This window comes from Streptomyces sp. F63 (assembly GCF_018070345.1).
GTDB lineage: Bacteria > Actinomycetota > Actinomycetes > Streptomycetales > Streptomycetaceae > Streptomyces.
In genome coordinates this window covers 1-18,432 of record NZ_JAGPXX010000001.1, presented here as the reverse complement: position 1 = coordinate 18,432, position 18,432 = coordinate 1, and the positions used below count along the sequence as shown (strand labels likewise).

12 protein-coding genes are annotated in these 18,432 nt (G+C 74.4%); 5 read left to right on the top strand and 7 right to left on the bottom strand.

All coding sequences use genetic code 11. From position 1 onward, the window contains the following. Positions 1 to 84: 84 nt before the first annotated feature. The 4 genes from KBZ10_RS00060 to KBZ10_RS00045 all read right to left on the bottom strand — a co-directional run bounded on the left by KBZ10_RS00060 (position 85) and on the right by KBZ10_RS00045 (position 5,598). Complete coding sequence (locus tag KBZ10_RS00060) at positions 85 to 1,608, bottom strand: PrsW family intramembrane metalloprotease (RefSeq protein ID WP_210985370.1); 1,524 nt, start codon at positions 1,606 to 1,608, stop codon at positions 85 to 87. 45 nt (positions 1,609 to 1,653) lie between these two features. Next, positions 1,654 to 2,472 (bottom strand): tRNA (guanosine(46)-N7)-methyltransferase TrmB, encoded by an 819-nt coding sequence (gene trmB, locus KBZ10_RS00055; RefSeq protein ID WP_374223283.1) that lies wholly within the window; start codon positions 2,470 to 2,472, stop codon positions 1,654 to 1,656. A gap of 88 nt (positions 2,473 to 2,560) precedes the next feature. Beyond that, complete coding sequence (gene lhgO, locus KBZ10_RS00050; RefSeq protein ID WP_210985369.1) at positions 2,561 to 3,778, bottom strand: L-2-hydroxyglutarate oxidase; 1,218 nt, start codon at positions 3,776 to 3,778, stop codon at positions 2,561 to 2,563. Positions 3,779 to 4,164: 386 nt separating this feature from the next. Continuing rightward, entirely contained in the window at positions 4,165 to 5,598 is a 1,434-nt protein-coding gene (locus KBZ10_RS00045) for an MFS transporter (RefSeq protein ID WP_210985368.1), read from the bottom strand. Positions 5,599 to 6,215: 617 nt separating this feature from the next. Here KBZ10_RS00045 and KBZ10_RS00040 point away from each other — a divergent pair. Beyond that, the gene (locus tag KBZ10_RS00040) at positions 6,216 to 8,360 is read left to right on the top strand and encodes an asparagine synthase-related protein (protein WP_210985367.1); all 2,145 of its coding nucleotides are present in this window, start codon (positions 6,216 to 6,218) and stop codon (positions 8,358 to 8,360) included. Between the two features lie 410 nt (positions 8,361 to 8,770). Here the strand turns inward: KBZ10_RS00040 and KBZ10_RS00035 are convergent, their stop codons facing one another. Then, complete coding sequence (locus KBZ10_RS00035; protein WP_210985366.1) at positions 8,771 to 10,720, bottom strand: NPCBM/NEW2 domain-containing protein; 1,950 nt, start codon at positions 10,718 to 10,720, stop codon at positions 8,771 to 8,773. Positions 10,721 to 10,942: 222 nt separating this feature from the next. After that, positions 10,943 to 11,719 (bottom strand): TetR/AcrR family transcriptional regulator, encoded by a 777-nt coding sequence (locus tag KBZ10_RS00030; protein ID WP_210985365.1) that lies wholly within the window; start codon positions 11,717 to 11,719, stop codon positions 10,943 to 10,945. Positions 11,720 to 12,099: 380 nt separating this feature from the next. Here KBZ10_RS00030 and KBZ10_RS00025 point away from each other — a divergent pair, with 380 nt between their 5' ends. Both KBZ10_RS00025 and KBZ10_RS00020 read left to right on the top strand, forming a co-directional pair. Next, positions 12,100 to 13,443 carry an NAD(P)/FAD-dependent oxidoreductase gene (locus KBZ10_RS00025; RefSeq protein ID WP_374223282.1) on the top strand — a complete coding sequence of 448 codons (1,344 nt, stop codon included), beginning with the start codon at positions 12,100 to 12,102 and terminating at the stop codon, positions 13,441 to 13,443. A gap of 246 nt (positions 13,444 to 13,689) precedes the next feature. After that, positions 13,690 to 15,729 carry a SpoIIE family protein phosphatase gene (locus KBZ10_RS00020; protein ID WP_210985363.1) on the top strand — a complete coding sequence of 680 codons (2,040 nt, stop codon included), beginning with the start codon at positions 13,690 to 13,692 and terminating at the stop codon, positions 15,727 to 15,729. A gap of 103 nt (positions 15,730 to 15,832) precedes the next feature. Here KBZ10_RS00020 and KBZ10_RS00015 read toward each other — a convergent pair whose 3' ends face one another. Continuing rightward, positions 15,833 to 17,152 carry an MFS transporter gene (locus KBZ10_RS00015; RefSeq protein ID WP_210985720.1) on the bottom strand — a complete coding sequence of 440 codons (1,320 nt, stop codon included), beginning with the start codon at positions 17,150 to 17,152 and terminating at the stop codon, positions 15,833 to 15,835. Positions 17,153 to 17,328: 176 nt separating this feature from the next. Between KBZ10_RS00015 and KBZ10_RS00010 the strand changes: the two genes are divergently transcribed. Both KBZ10_RS00010 and KBZ10_RS00005 read left to right on the top strand, forming a co-directional pair. Next, positions 17,329 to 17,877: a MarR family winged helix-turn-helix transcriptional regulator gene (locus tag KBZ10_RS00010; protein WP_210985362.1), complete on the top strand. Its 549-nt coding sequence runs from the start codon at positions 17,329 to 17,331 to the stop codon at positions 17,875 to 17,877. A 372-nt stretch (positions 17,878 to 18,249) separates the two neighbouring features. After that, positions 18,250 to 18,432, top strand: a 183-nt coding sequence (locus KBZ10_RS00005; protein ID WP_210985361.1) for a hypothetical protein, incomplete at its 3' end; no start/stop codon positions are given.

Sequence of the window (18,432 nt, the reverse complement as noted above, 5' to 3'; positions counted from 1 at the left end):
GCCCGCGCCGGAGCAGTGGGGCGGTGGGGCGGTGGGGCGAGCGGCGGGCCGGGGAGCGGCGGGCCGGGGAGCGGTGGCCCCGGCTCAGTGGCCGCCGGGGCCGGGGCCGGGACCGGACGCGCCGTGACCCCGCGGTGCGTACGGCGCCGATTGCGGCACCGATTGCGGCACCGCCCACGGTCCCGGCTGATACGGCACCCCGGACCCGGGCGGGGCACCCGGCCCGTACGGGCCGGGGCCGTACGGGCCGGGGCCGTACGGCGCCCAGGGCCCGGCACCCGGCCCGTACGCTCCCGGCCCGTACGGCTGCCACCGCGGTGGTGTCACCGGTGCCGTGACCGCCGCGGCGTGCAGCAGGGCGGGCCGGGCCAGGGACTTGCGCTGCCACAGGTGGTGCAGCAGCTCCTGCTCGCGGATGGCGAAGTCCGCGCCCGCCCCGCCCTGGTGGGCCCGCCGCCGCAGGAAAGCCAGGGCCGTCGCGAAGGACTGGTACTCGGAGACCGCGCGGGCCGCCGGAGCGCCGTGCGTACGGCGGGCGAGGCGCCGGGCGACCGCGCGGGCACGCATCGACGACAGCGCGTACGGCTCGGCGGGCGCGAGCCAGCCCGCCGCGACGTATGCCGGCAACTGCTCCCGGACAGCCCGTAGTTCACCCGCCCGGGACCGGATCACCACGGTGGTCAGCACCACGAACAGCGGCACCATGAACAGGGCGTAGACCGCGATGAAGCCGTGGCCGCCCAGCGACGTCGAGCCGTTCCAGACGCTGTGCAGTCCCATGGCCGTCGCCAGCCCGCAGAGCGGCAGCAGCACCCGGCCGGCCCGTGCCCGTGGCGTCACCTGGGCGGCCAGCCCGAACCCGATCCCCGTCAGCGCCGTGAACAGCGGATGCGCGAACGGCGACAGCACGATGCGGACGACGAAGGTCTGCGCGGTCACGGACCCGATCCCCGAGGCACCCAGCGCCTCGTCCTCACCGAAGGCGGTGCCCAGGAAGAGGATGTTCTCGGTGAAGGCGAAGCCGGTGGCCGTGATCCCCGCTATCACCACACCGTCGACGATGCCGTTGAAGTCCCGCCGCCGGAAGACGAACAGCAGCAGCAGCGCCGCTCCCTTGGCGCTCTCCTCCACCACGGGGGCGACGACCGCCGCTCCCCAGGTGTCCGCCTCACCGGCCGAGGAGACCCCGCCCCGCGCGACGATCCACCGCACCGCGAGACCGTTGGCCAGGATGGCGACCAGCGTGGCGGCACACGCTCCCCAGGAGAACGCGAATGCCAGATTCCGCCAGGGCTCCGGCTCCACCCGGTCCAGCCAGCAGAAGGCTGCCACCAGCAGGGGAACGGGAAGCACGGACAGGCCGAGACCGACCACGAAGCCGCGGGTGCCGGTCTGCTGCCGGACGAGCGCCAGGATCACCAGCCCGCACAGTGCCAGCAGAATGACCAGCGCGCCGACGCGCACCGCTCTGCTCTCCCAGAGCGCGCGGCGCGGCCGGTAGCGCCACTGCGCACGATCGGGCACGGCGTCGAACCGGGGACGCGGCCGGTACCCCGGCACCGGCGGCTGCGCGGGACCGGGCCGCTGCGGGGGTGGGGACGGGTGCATCCACCGACCCTAACGAGAGGCCGCCCGCGGTGCGTCGGCCTTCGGTCAGCGGCGGCGGAACAGGAGGTCGTGGACGCGGTGCCCCTTGTCCAGGCCGGCGCTTTCGAACTTGGTCACCGGGCGGAACGCGGGCCGGGGGGCGTAGCCGCCGTCGGGCCGGGTGTTCTCCAGCTCGGGGCAGGCCGTCAGCACCTCCAGCATCTGCTCGGCGTACGGCTCCCAGTCGGTGGCGCAGTGGAACAGCGCCCCCTGCCGCAGCCGGCCGGCTGCCGGCGTCACGAACTCCGGCTGGATCAGCCGGCGCTTGTGGTGCCGCTTCTTGGGCCAGGGGTCGGGGAAGAACACCCGCAGCCCCGCCAGGGCGCCCGGCTCGATCATCTCCCGCAGCAGGATGATCGCATCGCCGTTGGCCACCCGGATGTTCGTCAGCCCCTGACGTTCGGCGAGCGCCAGCAGATTGCCCTGGCCGGGGGTGTGCACATCGGCGGCGAGGATCCCGGTGCCCGGGTCGTCGGCGGCCATCCGCGCGGTGGCCTCGCCCATGCCGAAGCCGATCTCCAGCACCACGGGCAGGCCGTCGAACAGGGCGTCGAGATCGAGCGTGGACCGGCCGTCGATGTCCAGGCCCCACGTCGGCCAGAGCCGGCGCAGCGCCTCGCCCTGCCCGGCCGTCACCCGCCCGCGGCGCGGTCGGAAGCTGCGGATCCGCCGCTCGTGGTGCGACCCGGCCGGATCGGCCGCGGGGCCCTCGGGGAACAGCAGCTTCCGCTCGGCGCGGTTCACTCCCCGCGGAGTGGCCTCGGCGCGGGTGGCGCCGCGCGCCTCGGGCACCGGCGGGGACGTGTGGTTACGGGAATCGGACACAATACGTCCGATTCTACGGCGCCCCGTACCCGTTCCGGCCGGGGCGGGTAAGCACGGCTCGGGGCCCGGGCGAGGGGACGGGCAGGCCCTACACCCGCACCGCGCCCAGGGCGGCCAGGGCCCGCCGCGCCACCTCGCGCCCGATGGGCAGGGAGGCCGTGGCGGCCGGGGAGGGGGCGTTGAGCACATGGACGGTCCGGGGGGCCTCGGCGAACAGGAAATCGTCCACGAGTGTGCCGTCCGGCAGCACCGCCTGCGCGCGGACACCCGCCGGGGCCGGTACCAGATCCGCTGGGCGAACCTCGGGCAGCATCCTCCGCACCGCTTCCGTGAAAGCTCTCCGGGAGAGCGAACGGCGCAGCTCGCCGGTGCCGTACCGCCAGTGGCGGCGGGCTATCCGCCAGGAACCGGGAAAGGCCAGCGTCCCGGCGAGCTCGGCGGCGCGCAGGGTCCGCCAGTCGTAGCCCTCACGGGCCAGCGCGGGGACGGCGTTCGGCCCGATGTGCACCCGGCCGTCGATGCCCCGGGTGAGGTGCACGCCCAGGAACGGGAACGCCGGGTCCGGCACCGGGTAGACCAAGCCCCGGACGAGCCCGGCACGGCCGGGCGCCAGCGCGTGGTACTCCCCCCGGAACGGGATGATGCGCATCCCCGGTTCGTCACCGGCCAGCCGCGCCACCCGGTCGCTGTGCAGCCCGGCGCAGTTCACCAGGGCTCGCGACCGCAGCACCGCGCCGTCGGCGGTGCGCACCGCCACCGACGAGGAGCGGCGGCCGATGGCCCGCACCTCGGCGCCGTACCGGATGTGCGCGCCCCCCTCCTCCGCCAGCCGGGCCAGTCGTCGGGCGACCGCCCCGTAGTCGCACACCCCCGTGGTGCCGACATGGATCGCGGCCAGCCCCCGCACCGCCGGCTCGTGCTCCGCGATCTGCGCCGGGCCCAGCTCGCGCACCGGTATGCCGTGCTCCCGGCCGCGCTGCACCAGGGCATGCAGCCGCGGCAACTCCTGCCGTTCGGTGGCGACGATCAGCTTGCCGGTCACCTCGTACGGCAGACCCTCCTCGGCGCAGAACCGCACCATCTCCGCCGCGCCCCGCACCGCGAACCGCGCCTTGAACGAGCCCGGGCGGTAGTAGATCCCGCTGTGGATCACGCCGCTGTTGCGCCCCGTCTGGTGCCGCCCCGGGCCGGGCTCCTTCTCCAGCACCACCACCCGGGTGCCGGGCGCCGCGCGGGTGATCGCGTACGCCGACGAGAGCCCGACGATTCCGCCCCCGATCACCAGGACGTCGCAGTCGTACGACACCGCCCCGCACCTCCCCGCTCGCGCTCCGCCTCTCCCGATGATGCCCTGGCCCACTGACAGCCACCCGAAACCTGCCGACGGAGCTCCACCGGCAAGGCCGGCGGTCCGCTGCTCGGGGCGGATCGGGCAGGCCCCGCCGCATGATGGCGGCCCGCCGGCTGGAGGCCACCGGTCGGGGGCCACCGGCCGGCGGCCCACCACCAGGGCCCGACGGCACACAGTCGCCTGCGGGCCGTGGGGGCCCCGCTCCGTCGTGGCGGACACCGGGACCGCCCGTGCGGCACCGGCCGGCCGGCCACGGGGAACCCGGGCCGAGCCCGGGGTACCGCCGTCTCCGGGGGCCCGGTTCGCGTCCCTGCCGGAACCCTCCGCTTGAGAGGTGGGGTCTACGCCGGCGCCACCAGCAACGGCCGTGCCCGCTCCCGCAGTTCCGCCACCCGGGGCTCGTCCCCGTACGGCTCCAGCCGGTGCAGCAGGTCCCGCACGTACTCGGTGGTCCGCGCCGAGGAGATCCGGCCGGCCACCTCCACGGCCCGCGTCCCCTGCGCGCACGCGGCGTCCAGATTCCCGGATTCCAGTTCGGCCACCGCGGCGACGACCAGCCGCAGCCCGTGCGAGCGGACGAACTCCTCCGTCGGCTGCGACAGCGCCTGTTCGGTGAAGCGCCGCACCTGGCGGGGCACCTTGAGGTCGCGGTAGCACTCCGCGGCGTCGGCCGCGAACCGCCCCTCGGAATAGAACCCCAGCCAGCCGGGGTCCTGGTCGCCGGGGCGGGAGCGTTCGAGCCAGCCCTCCGCGGACCGCAGCGCGGCGCTCGCCGCGTGCGAGTCGCCGGCCTTGGCGTGGGCGCGGGCCTCGACGAGACGGAAGAAGCTCATGGTGCGGGCGGTGGCCAGGCCGCGATTGCGTTCCACGGCCGCCTGGGCGAGGTCAACACCCTCGTCGGCGAAGCCGCGGTAAGTGGCCTGGAGGCTCATGGAGGCCAGCACGTAGCCGCCCAGCGGCACGTCGGCCGCGGCGCGTGCCAGGCGCAGCGCCTGGATGTAGTAGCGCTGCGCCGCCTCCTGCTGGCCGGTGTCGAACGCCATCCACCCGGCGAGCCGGGTGAGTTCGGCCGTCGCGCCGAACAGGGCACGCCCGACCTCGTCGCTGTACGAGCCGAGGAGCAGCGGCGCCGCGTCGACCCGCAGGCACTCGGGCACCATGGACGAACGCCAGTCGCCGCCGCCGTACTTGGAGTCCCAGCGGCGGGCGTCCTCGGCGGCCTCGCGCAGTTTGGTGACGTCGCTGTGCCCGACGCGCTGCGGCGGGCCGTCGGCGCCGGCCGCCTCGGCCTCCCTGGGGTCGCGGGCGGCGTTGCTGTCGGCGGGCGTGATCAGCCAGCGTGAGGCGGGCGTGGCGTAGGCGCTCACGGCGAACGATCCGGCCAGGCTCTGCCAGATGCCGCCGCTTCCCGCCCTGCGCCCGGCGAGGTCGAGACGGTACAGCTCGGTGGCCGAGCGGACCGCGGCACCGATGGCGCGCGGGAAGGCGAGACCGACCTCGGGCGCCGGATCGGCGTCGGCCAGGCCTATCTCGTGCAAAGGCACGGGACGGCCGAGTTTGCTGCCGATCGCGGCGGCGATCAGGTGGGGCGCGGCGCCCTGCGGGACCATGCCTTTGGAGACCCATCTGGCCACCGAGGTCTTGTCGTAGCGGAGCGTCAGACCGCGCTGCGCCCCGAGGTCGTTGACCCGGCGCGCCAGGCCGGCGTTGCTGATGCCCGCGAGGGCGAGAACGGTGCCGAGCTTCTCGTTCGGCCCGCGTTGCTCCCTGGACATGAGCCACCCCTCGACACACCGACGGCCGCCCCGGCATAGGCACGGGGCATTCGTAAGCCCAGCGTAGTTGCCCACATCCCGACCGTTAAGGGGCGAAGTACCGGTTGGCGAGAATGTGGCCGTGGCGGGGAGCGCGCCCGGGCCCGTGCCCCGGGGACACGCGGCCCTGCGCCCGGACATGCGCGCTGTCCCGGCCGCCGCGAGAGCGCTTCCATGGGGAGCGCGTGGGCCGGCCCGCTGCACCGGATCCAGTGGGCCGGGGCCCCGCCGCCTCGTTCCCCGCGGGCGGCGGGACGGTCCGGGAGGCGGCGGCCGTCTCCCGGGCCGCGCCGTTCCCGTGGCCCGCGTCCGCTCCTGACGGCGCCTGAAGTTTGGCTTGTTTTCGCCCTTCTCAACGGGGCGCACGGCATGGGAGTGCGTGCTCCGCCGACCGCCCCCTGTGCGCCGTCCCCATGGCAGCATGGTGCTGACGGGACCCACATTGCCCCGGACCGCGGCCAGTTGGCGGGCATGCCGCTCCCGGAGCGTCGCCGGGCCGATGCCGGACCTGTCGGACTACTGTGCACGATGACTGCGTGCGGCGGGTACAGAGTTGCCCACGGGCTGTGGAGGCGGCGATGCGGTGGTTGGTGGGGTGGAGCAGTGCCGCCGCAGGCGCTTCCCGCACGGCGTGGAGCACGACCGCCGACGGCGGTGACGACCCCGTCCATCCCGTCGGATCCCAGCCGCTCTGGACCGGACCCGATCCGCTCTGGGCCGTCGGCGACTGGCGGCCCGACGAGATCCGCGTCGTCCAGGCCGACCCGTTCACGCGGATCGCCGTGCTCGGCTGCTGCGGCGCCACCGACGAGGAGTTGCGCGTCGCCCTGTTCGCCGCCCGTGGCGGCGCCCTGCGGCACCTCACCGCCTGGCCGGGCGCCTATACCGCCGTGCTCCAGGTCGGCCGCCGCATCACCGTCACCGGCGATCTGGCCGGAGCCCGCCCCGTCTTCCACACCCCCTGGCGCGGCGGCACCGCGTACGCCACCGCGGCCCTGCCGCTCGCCGACCTCGTCGAGGCCCAGCTCGACATCGGCCACCTCGCCGCGCTGCTCGCCTGCCCCGACTCCCCGGAGGCCCTGCGCGACGGAACCCCGTATCTCGGCGTCCAGCGCGTGCCGCCCGGCCACGCCCTCATCCTGCGCGACGGGGCCCGGGAGATCACCGGATACGAACCGACCGCCTCGCTCGCCGTCGCGGCGCCCCAACTCGACCCCGGCCAAGCCGTCGAGGGCGTGCGCGACGCCCTCGTCGAAGCCGTACGCGCCCGCCTCGCCGCCCCCCGGCACGCTCCGGAAGCCGAGCCGGCCGACCCCGGACCCGTGCCCGGCATGGGGCCCGCGGAACGCCGCGCGGCGCGCGGGGCCCCCGTCCCCGGCATAGGCGCCGACCTCTCGGGCGGCAGCGCCTCCTCCACCCTCGCCCTGCTCGCGGCCGGTCTCCCGGGCAACCCCGGTACGCTCCTGGGCCACCACGGCGCCGGCGAGCGACTGCTGGCCGTCACCTTCAACGACCTCGCCGCGGGCGGCGGCCGGGAGCGCGAGGCCGAGCTCGAGCGGGCCCGCGGCCTCGCCGCCAATCCCCGCCTGCACCACGTCGTCGTCCCCGGGGGCGAGGAAGCCCTGCCGTACGCCGGCCTCGACACCGTCTTCCTCACCGACGAGCCCGGCCCGTCCCTCGTCACCGCCGCCCGCCACCGCTACCGGCTCGCCGCGGGCAGCGCCGACCACATCGTCGGCCACGGCGCGCGCCAAGTGCTGGACGCCCACCCCGCCCGCCTCGCCGACCTGCTCCTCGACCGCCAGCGGCGGCGGCTGCTGCGGCCGATGGCGGCCCTTGTCCGCGCCGACGGCCCCGGCGCCCAGTCGCTCTTCGTCCCGTTCACCGTCTACCGCGCGGCGCGCCGCCTCGCCCGCACGCCGTACCGCGAGGGCGTGCGGGACGTGGCCGGGATGCTGCTGGAGCGCCGCTTCACCGACGCGAACGGCCAGGGCGGCCAGGTCCGCGGCCTTCCGTTGGCGGCCGCGGACGCCGGCGCCGTGGACGCCTCCCTCGCCGCGCTCGCCTGGTGCCGCCCCGGCCCCGCGGCACGCTGGCTGACGGGCGAGGCGCTCGCCGAGGTGTCGGTGCGCCTCCACGACGCGGCATCCCGTCCCGGCACCGTGGAGCGCCCGGGCGAACGGCGCGCCAACGCCGCGCTCGTCCGCCACGCGGCCGACCACCGGGTCTTCGAACAGGCCGCCGAGATCAGAAACCAGCGGCTGCACGCACCCTTCCTCGACAACCAGGTCGTCCGGGCCTGCCGCGCGCTGCCCGAGGCGCTCCGTGTCCAGCCGGGGGCGCGTGCCTCGGTGTTGCGCACCGTGCTGGCGGGCGCGGGCATCCACGACCTGCCCCCCGGCTGGGGTGCTCCGTCCCAGGCCTCGCAGGCGGCCTCCGTCCGGGCCGGGCTGCGGGCCTCGGTCGACGGGCTCGTGGCCCTCTTCGACGCGCCGCTGCTGGCGGATGCGGGGCTGGTGGAGGCCCGGGTGGTGCGCAAGGCGCTGCGCGCGGCGGCCCGGGGAGAACCGGTCCCGCTGGACGGCCTGGCCGAACTGGTCTCCACCGAGCTCTGGCTGCGCCGGCTGGTCGCACGCCGGGGAAGCTGCTGGACGGGCTCGGATGCGCCGAGGCAGCGTGCGGTGTCCGGAGGGGTGCCGGGTACCTCGCGCCCGGCTCTGTGAGCCGCTGAGCCGTCACGCGGCGGTGGACGGTGATCCCGGGCGGGCGGTCCCGTGGCCCGGCGGAGTCGTGGCCCGGCGGAATCGTCTGACGGACCGCGGACCGGCGGCGGCCGGACGCCGACGCGCCGGAGAAGCCGCCGCCGTGACGGGCCGCAAGACCTGAGGGGAAGCCCGCCGGAGGCTCTGAGGCGCTCCGCGCCGGAAGCCCCGGAAGCCCGCCGTTCCGAACCGGACGAGCGGTACCCGTTCCCCACAGGCCGGGAACGGCGGCTCGGAACGGCGGCTCGGAACGGCGGAACCGGACGGGACCGCTTTCCGGGGCCGGGCAACCAGGGGTGTCCGGGTGTCGCCCGTCCGCGCGACCGGCAGCAGCCGCGTTCGCCGCGCCGCGGGCGCGTCCCGGTCACCGCTCAGCGGCAACTGATGCGCGCCCCCGCCCAGTCCGCCAGCGCCTGCGCGTGGCGCTCCTGGTGCGGCTCGACGACCAGCCGGATGGTCCGGACACCCGCCAGCGGCACCTGGACCGGCGCAGCCGCGTCCCCGTCGCGCAGGACGCCCGAGCGCCACAGCAGCGCGCCGTCCCCGTAGACGGAGAACCGGGCGGCCCCCGGCACAGGCCGCAGATCGTCCAGTCCGACCCGCGCGTCGTATGCCGTGCAGGCACGGTTGAGATCGATCGTGACGGACGACCGGGCCTGCACGGTCACCCCCGCCGGGAACGACTCCCCTGCAACCGACAGATCCTGACGGGGCCACAGCCAGGAACTCCCGGCGCTGCGCACCTCCGGCCGCGTGCCGTCGCCGTGCGTGTCATACGCCAGTTCGCCGATGTCGTACGCCAACGGAGCCGGTTTCGGCTCGGCGGACGGCCCGGTCGGACCCGGGGCGGGGGCGGAGGACGGCGGCGGCGGGGAACCGGAAACGGGCGCCGAGGGGGATGACGGGGGTCCGCCCGGCGCGGAGGCGGGCGGACCCGGGGAGAACGCGCCGGAGGACCCGCCCCCGGGATCCACCGGTCCCACGCTTTCTGCGGGGCTCCCCGACGCCTCCGGTCCCGGATCGGACGGCGTCCGGGACAGGGTTTCCTCCCGCCTGGTCTGCGTCGGCGCGGCCTCCGGCCCGGGAAGCGCCTCCCGCACCGGAGAGCGGCTCGCGCGGGAGCTGGGCACCGGCTCCCAGGAGGCCTCGGGGGATGGGGCGCGGCCGGCGCGGGGGCCGGTGTCGGGCGTGCCGACATCCCAGGCCAGCCCCACGAGAGTGACGGCGGTGGCGGCCGCCAGCCCGGCCGCCGTTCCCATCCGCATCAGCACACCGACACCCTCGGCAGTGCCGCGGTCCACCTCCGCACCGCTCCGACGCCTTCGCGGAGCGACGGCTCCGGCCGCCGGCCGCGGGTACCCGTCCGTGCACGGGCCGAGCACGGCGACAGGCAGCGCCATCCGCAGCCGGACACCGGCGTCCGCCGCGTCCCGTACGGCCGCCCGGCACCGCGCGCAGGCCACGAGGTGCCGGCGCAATCGCCGCGCCGTGCGTGCCCGCGGGCCGTCTTCGGCATACGCGGCGACGAGCGGAGCGGAGCCCGGACAGTCACCGCCTGCGGCCCGTGCTTCCGTCAACCGGACCCGCAGACAAGCCAGTTCCAGCTCCCTCCGGGCCCGGTCCGCCTCTGCGGCCGCAGCCTCGGGGCGCAGTCCGAGCAGCCGGGCGGCGCTCTGCGTCGGCTCCGCTTCGACCAGGGTGTGCCAGAGCATGGTCTGCCGGTGCAAGGGCAGCGCGTGGAAAGCCCGGACGACTTCCGAACGCTCCGCCTCCCGCATCGCCCGCATCCAGACGGCCGCCTCCGTCCCGCTGCTCCCGGGCCCGGCCGGGCCCGGGCCGTCCGCGGAAACGGCGGACTGCCGCGCTGCCGCGCTGTCCACATCCCCTGCGGGTGCGCCCGCCGCCCCCGTGCCACCGGGGGGCCGGGTGCCGTGGACGGCACGGGCGGGACCGGTGGCCTCCGCGAGGGCGGCGAAGTCGGCGAACCCGGGACGGAGCCGGCTGTGCCTCCCCGTCCGAGCCCACTCCGCGGCCACCCTGCGGACCGTCACCAGCAGATGCATCCGCTCGGGAGCCTCCGGGCGGTCGCCACCACGGATCTCCCGGAGCGTACGGGCGAAGGCTTCGGTCGTCAGGTCGTCGGCGCGGTCCGTGTCGTGGCACCAGGCGCGGGCGTGACGCCGGACGGCGACGGCATGGCGCCGGAAGAACTCCTCGAAGGCCGTGTCGTGCCCGTCCGCGGTACGCCGGAGCAGATCCGCGTCGGCCGGCCCCGGCCCCGGCCCTCTGCCCGGACCGGACGTCGGCTGCTCAGATCCCATGGCAGAAGCCCCCGTACCCGACGACGCACCCCGGTCCCCGGGAAAGACTGCCACACCTCGCGGCCCCGGACCCGGACAGGGAACCGGAACCACCCACCGGACAGGACAGCTTCACGGACAACGCGCGCGAGGCCACCCTGCCCGGAGGGACGGGGAACGTCCGGCCGGACGGGCACGCGGACCCGGCCCGACGGTCCCCGGAGGACGGCGGAAGCCCCGCCCTCAGAGCGTGCGCGGACGCAGCCCTTCCAGAAGGATCTCCAGAAGCCGCGCCGACGCCGCTTGCTGCTGTGCCGCGTCGGGCAGTGCCGGAGCGGCGGTGGCTATCACGAGCAGTACGTCGGCGACGGTCACATCACCGCGCAGCTCGCCGGCCGCCCGGGCCCGGTCGACCAACTGCCCGACGACGTCCAGCAGGACCGCGGCCCCCGCATCGTGCTCGCCCGGCTCGGGAGCCCGCTCGACGAGCCGCAGATCCGGCTGGCCCTGCCCCGGTAGGGCGGCCGGCTGCCGCTGCTGCGGCACCCGTGCCGTGGTGGCGTCCGCCCCTTCGGCGTCCGGGCCGACGCCGACCCGCAGGACCTGCGGCGGCAGCAGGCGACCGGCCCCGGAGGCGACGGAGGTGCGCAGGAAGCGGGAGAGCGCCGACCACGGCTCCTCCTCCTGGCCCAGGGCGGCCCGCGCCTGCTCGGTGAGCCGCGCGGTCTCCTCCTCGGCTATCCGCCGGACGAGCACGTCCTTGCTGGGAAAGCGCCGGTAGACGGTGCCCACACCGACCCGCGCCCGCCGTGCGACATCCTCCATCGGCGCCCCGTAGCCCAGTTCACCGAAGACTTCGCGCGCCGCGCGCAGGACATGCTCCAGATTGCGCTGTGCGTCCACCCGCAACGGCGCCGAACGCGTGGCGCCGATGACCTCGGAACTGCTCGCGGCCGTCCGTGCGCTGCCGTCCGGTGCGGACGCGAGAGCGGCCGGCCAATGAGAACTCTGCGTATGCATGTGTTTTCCCCCGGTACATGACGTCTCCCCCCGGAGACTCCCCGCCGTGACTGCCGGGAGACGGTCTGGCTCCCCCGACGGGATACGAACATAGTTGAGCCCAGGCCCGGAAAGAAGAGGGCAGTTCCGCACAGACCGCCCCCGGGCCCGCGCGGAGGAGCGCCCGGCTCCGGCCGATGCGCCCACGACGGCGACCGGCTCCACGCTGACCTGCGGAGCTTGCGACCGCCCCGGCGGAATGACCCGTTCCGTACGCCGCGGCTTCCCGGTCATACATTTCGCGGGGCCTGTGGACAAACGGCCGTCGCCGGTGCGTCATGGGAGGGTGCCGTGCCGTCAGGGAGCGGGCACGGCGGAACGACATCGCGAGGAGACCCTCTGTGACGGAACCGGCGCGCATTCTCGTGGTCGGCGGTGGCTGTGTCGGGATGTACACCGCCCTGCGGCTCCAGCGGAGGCTCAAACGCGGTGAGGCACTGATCACCGTGCTCGACCCCGACCCCTATATGACCTACCAGCCGTTCCTGCCCGAGGCCGCGGCCGGCTCGATCTCCCCCCGCCACGTCGTCGTCCCGCTGCGCCGCGTGCTGAGGAAGTGCCAGGTGGTGGTCGGCGAGGCCACGGCCATCGACCACGCGGCGCGCACCGCGACCGTACGAACCCTCGCCACGGAGGAGGAGGGCGCCGCTCCGGTCGAGATCGGTTACGACGAGCTGGTGCTCGCGCCCGGCTCGGTCTCGCGCACCCTCCCCGTCCCCGGCCTCGCCGAGTTCGGCATCGGCTTCAAGACGGTCGAGGAAGCCATCATGCTCCGCAACCACGTCCTGGAGCAGCTCGACATCGCATCCTCGACCCGTGACCCGGCGGTCCGGGACGCCGCCCTCACCTTCGTCTTCGTCGGCGGCGGCTACGCGGGCGTGGAGGCGATCGCCGAACTGGAGGACATGGCCCGCTACGCCGTGCGCTACTACCACAACGTCGAACCCGAGGACATGAAGTGGATCCTCGTCGAGGCGACCGGACGCATCCTGCCCGAGGTCGGCGAGGAGATGGGCACCTACGCCGTCCGGGAACTGCGCGGCCGCAACATCGACATCCGCCTGGACACCCGGCTCGCCTCCTGTGAGAAACGGGTCGCGGTGCTCAGCGACGGCTCTCGATTCCCCACCCGCACCCTGGTGTGGACGGCAGGCGTGAAACCGCACCCCGTGCTCGCCGCGAGCGGCCTGCCGCTGGGCGACCGGGGCAGGCTGCGGTGCACGGCGGCCCTGCGCGTCGACGGCACCGAGCACGCCTGGGCCGCGGGCGACGCAGCCGACGTGCCGGACCTGGCCGCGGGCACCCCCGACGCGCTGTGCGCCCCCAACGCGCAGCACGCCGTACGCCAGGCGCGGACCCTCGCCGACAACCTCGTCGCCTCGCTCCGCGGCGGCAGGACCAGGAACTACCAGCACGCCCACGCCGGATCGGTCGCCTCCCTCGGACTCCACAAAGGCGTCGCCCATGTGTACGGCAGAAAGATCAAGGGCTATCCGGCCTGGCTGATGCACCGCGTCTACCACCTCGGCCGAGTACCGACCTTCAACCGCAAGGCCCGGGTGATCGCCGAATGGTCCCTCGCCGGACTCTTCAAACGCGAGATCGTCTCTCTTGGCTCCCTGGAACACCCCCGCGCCGAATTCGAACTCGCGGCCGGGACGGATCACCCGTCCGACGGCAGATGATCCGAAGAGGCGGTAAGCCGGAACTCGGCGATCCGCGGCCTCGTCTGACGGATGTCAGCCCAGTCCGCCACACTGGGCATGTGACCATCAGGGGCGGGCTTCCACCCGTCAGAAGAGCCGCTGCCTCCCGGTTCCGGGACGGCGGTGACCGGCACCGCCGGGCCCCGCTCCCCTTTCCGAACCTGCAAACCAGCGGTATACCCCGGCCGTCCGCTGATCCGAAGCGACATCACGAGGCAAATCTCAGTGAACTTCACGCGCTGGAGCTCCCGGCTCCCCGGTACACAGCGACGCGCCGCGGTGCGATCCGGCCGCGGCGGCGATCCCCAGGCCCCGTCCGCGCCGGGCAGCGCCGTGCCCAGTGCCCGGGAGGAGCGGCCGGAGCCGTTGGAGACGCCACCACCGGCCGGGTCCGAGAGCGTGGCGGGCGGACACCCGGCCGCGCGGGAACTGCTGGCGCGTGACGTCCTCGACCAGGTACCCGGCCTGGTCGCGGTCGTCCACGGCCCCGAGCACCGCATTGCGTACGTCAACGACGCCTACACCACCGTCTTCGGCGACCGCTCGCTCGGCGGCCCCGCCCGGGACCTGTTGCCGGAGCTCACGGAGCTCGGCCTGCTGCCGCTCATGGACCAGGTCCTGCGCAGCGGAAGGCCCCGCACCCTCAAGGCGCGCCGGGCCCGGGGGCTGTCCCGCTCGCGGCACTACACCTTCACCTGCACCCCCGTCGAACTCGCCCCCGCCGATGCGCCGGACGGCAAACCGTACGCCGGCGGAGCCGCCGCCCCCGCCGGTTCCGGCACCGCCACGGGCCCTTCCCCGGACGGTGAATCCCCCGCCGGCGCCGCTCCGGAGGTGGCACCGGCGCACGGCTCCTCCTCGGGGAGCGCGGTTCCCGCCGCCCCCGGTGGCACGGCGGCCGCCGACGGCCACGACGGCCACGACGGCCACGACGGCCACGACGGCCACGACGGCCACGACGGCCACGACGGCGCCCGCGACCGCTCGGCCGCACGGGCCGTCCTGCGCGCGGCGGCGGCCGTGGACCGCCACCCGCCCCGGCCGGGCGCTCCCCGCAAGGGCGTCATGGTCTTCGCCACGGACGTCACCGACCAGGTCGAGGCCGCCGAGCGGCTGCGCACGAGCGAGCGCCGCCAGCGTGAGACCGCCGTCACCCTCCAGCGCAGCCTGCTCCCGCAGAAACTCGAACAGCCCGACGATCTGCGCGTCGCCGCCACCTACCAGCCGGGCGGCACCGACGAAGCCGTGGGCGGCGACTGGTACGACGTCATCACGCTCGGCGCCGGCCGCACGGCCCTGGTCATCGGTGACGTCATGGGCCGAGGTGTCCGCGCCGCGGCGGTGATGGGCCAACTCCGCACAGCAGTACGGGCCTACGCACGGCTCGACCTGCCACCGCACGAGGTGCTCCAGCTCCTGGACGGCCTCGCCGCAGAGATCGACCCCCACCAGATCGCCACCTGCCTCTATGCCGTTCACGACCCCAACGAGAACCGCCTCGTCCACGCCTCCGCCGGTCACCTGCCGATCGTCGTCCGCAACGCCGACGGCTCGGTGCACCGAGCCGCCGAACCCACCGGCCCCCCGCTCGGCACCGGAGGCTGGGTGCACGCCTCCGGCTCCGTACCGCTGGAGCCCGGCGCCACCGCCGTGCTCTACACCGACGGCCTCGTCGAGCGCCGCGACGCCGACATCGACGACGGCCTCTCCGCGCTCGAACAAGCCCTCGCGGGCGCCGACGGCACTCCGGAGGCCGTCTGCGACCGGCTGATCCGCGCCCTGGGAGTCACCGCGGACCATGACGACGACGTCGCCGTCCTCGTCCTCCAGCACCCCGCCCGTACCGGACACGACGCGGAGCTGTTCCACAACGCCGCCCTCGATCTCCTCGGAGGTGTCGAAGCGGCGCCCCGCGCCCGCGCGTTCGCCTCGGGCGTCCTCACCAGCTGGCGTTTTCCCACCGAACTGCACGACCTGGGCGTCCTGGCCGCGAGTGAACTGGTCGCCAACTCTCTCCAGCACGGCACCCCGCCCATGCGGCTCCGGCTGCGCCGCACCGATCGCCGGCTGATCGTCGAGGTGACGGACGGGGACGACCACCTCCCGCGACGCCGCCGCGCCGAGCCGGCGGATGAGTCCGGCCGCGGCATCTCGATCATCGCGACCATCGCCTCCTCCTGGGGCTCCCGGCGCACCCCGGGCGGCGGCAAGGCCGTGTGGTGCGAATTCGCCCTTCCCGAGAGCTGCCGCACTCCACACCCCTGACGCCCGCCCCCCCGCCGCAGGACACCACAGCCGCAGCCTCGGCGCCCCGCCCCCGTCCCCGGAACCGCCGGCCGGCGGCTGGGCACGGCGCACCGGCGAGCCGTCAGACGCCCGCCACCACCGGCGCCGGAGTCCGTGCCTCGGCGCCGGCCGCCGCGGGAACCGGCTGTGCCGCTGTCCGCAGAGGGGCGTCCTGGTCCGGCGTGAGCCGCCTCCCCAGGCGCAGGGCCAGGACCGAGATCCCCAGTGAGCAGGCGATCAGCATCGCGATATACGCGGTGTATGCCCCGGCGCCGGCCAGGAGTCCGCCCGCCGCGGGCCCCACTGCCAGCGCGAGCTGCTTCACCAGAGCGAAAGCGGAGTTGTACCGGCCGATCAGCTCTCGCGGAGCCAGGTCCGCCACGAGCGGGGCCAGGGTCGGCGACAGCATCGCCTCCCCCAGGCCGAACAGTGCGTAGGTCGAGACAATGGCTGCCACCGCCAAGCCGTGACTGCCGTGCGGCAGTCCTGACGCACCGGCTGCCACCCAGGCCAGGGTCCATATGAGACCCACCAGGGCGATGACACGGCTCCGCCGCCGTCGCTCCACCAGCCGCAGGACGACGAACTGCGCCAGCACGATGACCGCTGTGTTCGCGGCCAGAGCCACCCCGAGGGTGGCGGGGGCTATGCGCGCGACATCGACGGCGAAGGCGGAGAGCCCCGACTCGAACTGGCCGTAGCAGGCGAAGAACATCACGAATCCCAGCGCGCACAGGCCCACCATGGACCGGTCCCGGAGGAGGACCCGCCAGCCGTTCCCGTCCCTGTCGCCGACCGGGACCGTCTCCCCGGGGCGGGGGCCGGCACCCGCTGCCCTGGCCGGCCGCACGGAAGCCACCGCGGCGCCGAGCACCAGGAACATGACCGCTTCGATCCCGAACAGGACCATGAAACTCGCGGCACGGGAGACATCCACGATCAGCCCGCCGAGCAGACCGCCGATGCCCAGGCCGAGGTTGGCCAGGAAGAACTGGGTGGCGAACGCCCGCGAGCGGCCGGCCGGTGCCGAGCACCAGACGATCAGCGTCGCCAGAGCGGGCTGGATCACCGATATCCCCGTGCCCAGCAGCGCGGCCGCCGCGATGACCAGCACCTCGGTGGACGCCACCCCCATACCGGCGGACCCCGCGGCTGCGGCGACCGAGCCCACGAGCACCACCGGAAGCGGCCCCCGGCGGTCGATGATCCGGCCGGTGAACGGCAGCACCACCAGAGCGGCCAGCGCGAACACCGCCAGCACGACGCCGGCCGTCCCCGCTCCGAGCTCCCGCACCCGTGCCACATACAGAAACAGATACGGAACGGTGAAGCCGTTGCCGAACGCGCTCAGCGCGTTGCCCAGCTGAATCCGGCGCAGCGCGCCGCTCATCGCGGTGGTCACACTCACCTGCCCAGGTCGTGGAGGGAAGAGGTCACGGAGGTCCGACGAGGGGAGCAGCAGGGCGAGGCCACGGTCGCCACGACCGCACTCCAAAGATTTCGAACCTAAACTTCGACTATGAAGAGTACACCTTGAAAGTCTTCGGCGCCAAAGAGATGCGTGTCATACTGCCCGCCATGTCTGACAACGCCACCGAGGACGAGCCGAGCATCGAGGAGCAGATCGCCGCCTACCAGCGCGAGTTCCGCGACCTCGACCCCCAGGTCGAACAGGTCGTCTCCTCGTTGCAGCGGCTGAACCGCAGGATGAACGTCGCCTATGGCCGGCAGACCGCCACCCTCGGCATGAGCAACGCCGAATGGGAGGTCCTTCAGGCCCTGGTCCTCTCCGGTGCGCCCTACCGGCTCGGCCCCGGCGACCTGGCCAAGCGGCTCGGCCTGACACCGGCCGCGATGACCCACCGCATCGACCGCATGGTCGGCGAGGGCCTCGTCACCCGGGAACGCGACGAGAGCAACCGGGTCCGCGTGATCGTGGAGCTGACGGCGGCCGGCCGGGAGAAGTGGCTTGAGGTGATGCGCCTGGCGACCGTCTTCGAGGAGGGGCTGCTCCAGGATCTGACGACAACGGAACGCGCTCTCCTGGGGGAACTGCTCACGCGTCTCCTCCGGCGGGTCGAGGACGCCCAGCCCGATGCCGAAGGGCGCCTCAGCGACCTGGACTGATGCGAGTTGACACCCCCCTGCACCATCCGTAGTGTTCTCCGGGTTGCCGCGGAGACTCATGACTCTCGGCAGCCACTCGCGCCGCGTCCGGCGGCACCCACTACCGCACGGTCTCCCCGATCGGGGTCGATTTCGGCATGCCGGAATTCGATACCGAAAGGCTCGATTATGAGTCGGCCGGGGATTCCGCTAACGTAGGGGCCGCGCCGGAAGGCGCAAGCGGAAACCCTCTCCAACGGGGACTGGAATCGAAATACGGGCGGGAAAGCGGCCCGGAAAGCGTCTGGTAGGGTTGGAAACACCGAAGGGAAGCGCCCGGAGGGCCCGGAGACGGGGCCGAAGGAAGCGTCCGTTCCTTGAGAACTCAACAGCGTGCCAAAAGTCAACGCCAGATATGTTGATACCCCGTCCGGGCGGCAAGTCGATTCGATTGCTGCCGGATGTGGTTCCTTTGAAAGTCCTCCCGCCGGCCGCTTCGGCGATGGTGCGGGGGGCATTTACTACAGCGAGGACGCTGTGCGCGGTCCGGATTATTCCTCCGGTCGCGCCGCTCTT

Bases quoted from the DNA above. Each gene is read 5' to 3' on its own strand.
- KBZ10_RS00060 (WP_210985370.1), bottom strand. From the start codon at position 1,608: ATGCACCCGTCCCCACCCCCGCAGCGGCCCGGTCCCGCGCAGCCGCCG.
- KBZ10_RS00045 (WP_210985368.1), bottom strand. From the start codon at position 5,598: ATGTCCAGGGAGCAACGCGGGCCGAACGAGAAGCTCGGCACCGTTCTC.
- KBZ10_RS00040 (WP_210985367.1), top strand. From the start codon at position 6,216: ATGCGGTGGTTGGTGGGGTGGAGCAGTGCCGCCGCAGGCGCTTCCCGC.
- KBZ10_RS00035 (WP_210985366.1), bottom strand. From the start codon at position 10,720: ATGGGATCTGAGCAGCCGACGTCCGGTCCGGGCAGAGGGCCGGGGCCG.
- KBZ10_RS00030 (WP_210985365.1), bottom strand. From the start codon at position 11,719: ATGCATACGCAGAGTTCTCATTGGCCGGCCGCTCTCGCGTCCGCACCG.
- KBZ10_RS00010 (WP_210985362.1), top strand. From the start codon at position 17,329: ATGTCTGACAACGCCACCGAGGACGAGCCGAGCATCGAGGAGCAGATC.